A 3418-nucleotide genomic window follows, 5' to 3' on the forward strand; every position below is an offset into this window, starting at 1 on the left:
GGCCAGGCCTCAGCATTTTATTATGGTGATCCCCTGGGCGAAATGCGCCTGGTAAGCAGAGTTTTTGAAATGTAAGGCCTTTGAATAAGACAAAAGGCTGCCTCATCGCTAACTTTGCAACAGTGCCAGTTTTATTACGAACGTGTTTTGGGTGGACAACGGAAAACATATTTCATCGAAAGACCAAAAAAAGAAAAAACACTTCCTGTTGTGATGAGTGAAGAAGAAACCATTCGGGTACTACGCGCTATTGAAAACGTGAAACACAAGGCTATTCTGATGACTATTTATTCGGCAGGTTTGCGCATTTCTGAATGTATAAACCTGAAAATAAAAGACATTGACTCCAAGCGCATGCAAATTCGTATAGAACAGTCAAAAGGAAAAAGAGATCGTTATACCATTTTATCTGAGAAAACATTAATTATTTTAAGAACATACTTTATGGAATATAAACCAAAAGATTATTTATTTGAAGGTCAAAAAGGTGGCGCATACTCAAGCCGAAGTATTCAAAACATTTTTAAAGCAGCTGTTTTAAAAGCAAAGATTCAAAAGGAAGTTACTGTACATACCTTACGACATAGCTTTGCAACGCATTTGCTTGAGAATGGTACGAGTTTACGTTATATTCAATCGTTGTTAGGTCATTCAAGCAGTAAAACAACTGAGGTTTATACACATATTACCACCAAGGGAATGGAACAATTAAAAAGTCCGATGGATTTGTTAGATATATAGAAAGGATTTGTATATTTGAGCAAAACTTAACAAAAAGCACTATGAATATAAATCCTTTTGAGAGAGTAGAAACGAACGGTAAACGGTTGAAAACGGATTTGTCACTGATAATGAAAGGTTTAGCAAAATAAGATATAGTGGATATATACGCCATTTGGCGTATAGCCACTTGTTATGTGCCATTTTTGAATGACAATGCGAATAGATACGGACAAACAAATGAATTTACTTAGTGATAAGAACGTTGCAATAATTGGTGGTGGACCCGTTGGACTGACTATGGCAAAATTATTACAGCAAAACGGCATAGACGTTTCAGTTTACGAAAGAGACAACGACCGAGAGGCAAGAATTTTTGGTGGAACCCTTGACCTACACAAAGGTTCAGGTCAGGAAGCAATGAAAAAAGCGGGATTGTTACAAACTTATTATGACTTAGCCTTACCAATGGGTGTAAATATTGCTGATGAAAAAGGCAATATTTTATCCACAAAAAATGTAAAGCCCGAAAATCGATTTGACAATCCTGAAATAAACAGAAATGACTTAAGGGCTATCTTGTTGAATAGTTTAGAAAACGACACGGTTATTTGGGATAGAAAACTTGTTATGCTTGAACCTGGTAAGAAGAAGTGGACACTAACTTTTGAGAATAAACCGAGTGAAACAGCAGATTTGGTTATTCTTGCCAATGGTGGAATGTCGAAAATAAGGAGCTTTGTTACCGACACGCAAGTTGAAGAAACCGGTACTTTCAACATCCAAGCTGATATTCTTCAACCGGAAATAAACTGTCCCGGATTTTTTCAGCTATGCAACGGCAACCGATTAATGGCGGGACATCAGGGCATTTTATTGTTTGCCAATCCCAATAATAATGGTGCATTGTATTTAGGAATTAGTTTTAAAACGCCCGATGAATGGAAAAATAAAATTCCCTTAGATTTTCAGGACAGAAACAGCGTTGCCGATTTTTTATTGAAAAGATTTTCCAAATGGAGTGAAGTTTACAAACAATTAATACGTTCGGTATCAACATTTCAATGCTTGCCCACAAGGAAATTTCCTTTGAACAATGATTGGAAAAGTAACCGTCCATTACCCATAACAATGATTGGCGATGCTGCTCATTTGATGTCGCCTTTTGCAGGACAGGGTGTAAATACGGGATTATTGGATGCTTTGATATTGTCTGAAAACCTTACAAACGGAGAATTTACAAGTATTGAAAATGCCATCGAAAACTACGAACAACAAATGTTTGTTTATGCAAAAGATACGCAGGACGAATCGACAGAAAACGAAACCGAAATGTTTAGTCCCAATTTTTCGTTTCAAAAATTATTGAATCTATAAACAGTAAGAAAAAACGGCTACTAACAAGCAGTTTTGCAATAGTGGGGCAGAAGTGCAAAATTGAACTTGTGTGCTTCTATCAACTTTTGTACATTAGCTGCCAGTTTAAGATGGGTGCATTTGAGTATGCCCAAAGGAGCCCGCAAGTATGCGCAGGACGAAGCCAGTAGCCGCGCCGATGGTGGCGCGGGTCTATCTGCGCGTCAGCACCGACGCGCAGGACTTGGAACGCCAAGAGGCGATCACTACGGCCGCGAAGGCCGCCGGCTACTACGTCGCCGGCATCTACCGTGAGAAGGCATCCGGCGCACGCGCCGACCGGCCTGAGCTGCTGCGCATGATCGGCGACCTACAGCCCGGCGAGGTGGTCATTGCCGAGAAGATCGACCGCATCAGCCGCCTACCTTTGCCCGAGGCCGAGCGCCTGGTGGCCTCGATACAGGCCAAAGGCGCACGCCTGGCCGTCCCTGGCGTGGTCGATCTATCCGACCTGGCGGCCGAGGCCCAGGGCGTCGCCAAGATCGTGCTGGAAGCCGTGCAGATCATGCTTTTTCGCCTGGCCTTGCAGATGGCCCGCGACGACTACGAGGACAGGCGCGAACGCCAGCGCCAAGGCATTGAGTTGGCCCGCCAGGCCGGGCGGTACAAGGGCCGCCGTGCTGATCCGAAGCGCCGCGCCCAAGTTGTCGCGCTGCGCAAGTCCGGCTACAGCATCAACAAGACCGCCGAGCTGGCCGGGTACAGTGCGGCCCAGGTGAAACGGATATGGGCCGAGGTCAGCCAGGCCGAAGCGAAGCAGCACGGCGCGTTCGTGGAGGACGCATTGACGGAAGCCGATGCCCTGGCCGCTGTCGGCCAGGATGAGCGCCAGGAGGAAAGGGCATGAAGAAGCCGAACCAAGACGACGAGCCGTTTTTCATCACCGAGGAGATTGCGGCCGAAATGATCGCCGGCGGCTATGAGTTCGAGCTGCCGCCCATTCCTTGCACCATCCGCCTACGCGACGTGCTGGAGCGCATGACCGATGCTGAGCTAGCATTGCAGCCGGGCGAGATCGCCGACCAGGAGCGTGAACGCTGCCGGCGCAAGCCGTGTTCAACCTCATGATCTGGTCATGGTATTTTTCATGGCACTGAGCCTGATAGTTCTTGCAAATTGTTGTCACTAAAGGGTTTTGTGTGCTTGTTTACAATCGAGTGGGAGTGACGGGCACTGGCTGGCAATGTCTAGCAACGGCAGGCATTTCGGCTGAGGGTAAAAGAACTTTCCGCTAAGCGATAGACTGTATGTAAACACAGTATTGCAAGGACGCGGAACATGC

The 3418-nt window shown here is 45.6% G+C and carries 4 protein-coding genes and 1 pseudogene; all 5 read left to right on the forward strand.

Features of this window, described 5'->3' with window-relative positions; all coding sequences use genetic code 11:
- Positions 1 to 75: pseudogene (locus tag FTV03_RS17295) on the forward strand (IS6 family transposase); the annotation flags it as partial.
- Positions 76 to 147: 72 nt separating this feature from the next.
- Positions 148 to 741: a tyrosine-type recombinase/integrase gene (locus FTV03_RS17300; protein ID WP_205779272.1), complete on the forward strand. Its 594-nt coding sequence runs from the start codon at positions 148 to 150 to the stop codon at positions 739 to 741.
- 189 nt (positions 742 to 930) lie between these two features.
- On the forward strand, positions 931 to 2097 hold the full coding sequence (locus FTV03_RS17305) for a tetracycline-inactivating monooxygenase Tet(X3) (RefSeq protein ID WP_024160783.1): 1167 nt from the start codon (positions 931 to 933) through the stop codon (positions 2095 to 2097).
- A gap of 148 nt (positions 2098 to 2245) precedes the next feature.
- Positions 2246 to 2983, forward strand: coding sequence for a recombinase family protein (locus FTV03_RS17310; protein WP_001366550.1), 738 nt, complete (start codon positions 2246 to 2248; stop codon positions 2981 to 2983).
- Positions 2980 to 3204 carry a hypothetical protein gene (locus FTV03_RS17315; protein ID WP_000743213.1) on the forward strand — a complete coding sequence of 75 codons (225 nt, stop codon included), beginning with the start codon at positions 2980 to 2982 and terminating at the stop codon, positions 3202 to 3204. Before FTV03_RS17310 ends, FTV03_RS17315 begins: the two co-directional genes overlap by 4 nt.
- The last annotated feature ends 214 nt before the right edge of the window (positions 3205 to 3418 follow it).

The organism is Acinetobacter sp. YH12218 (assembly GCF_013417925.1).
Classification (GTDB): domain Bacteria; phylum Pseudomonadota; class Gammaproteobacteria; order Pseudomonadales; family Moraxellaceae; genus Acinetobacter; species Acinetobacter amyesii.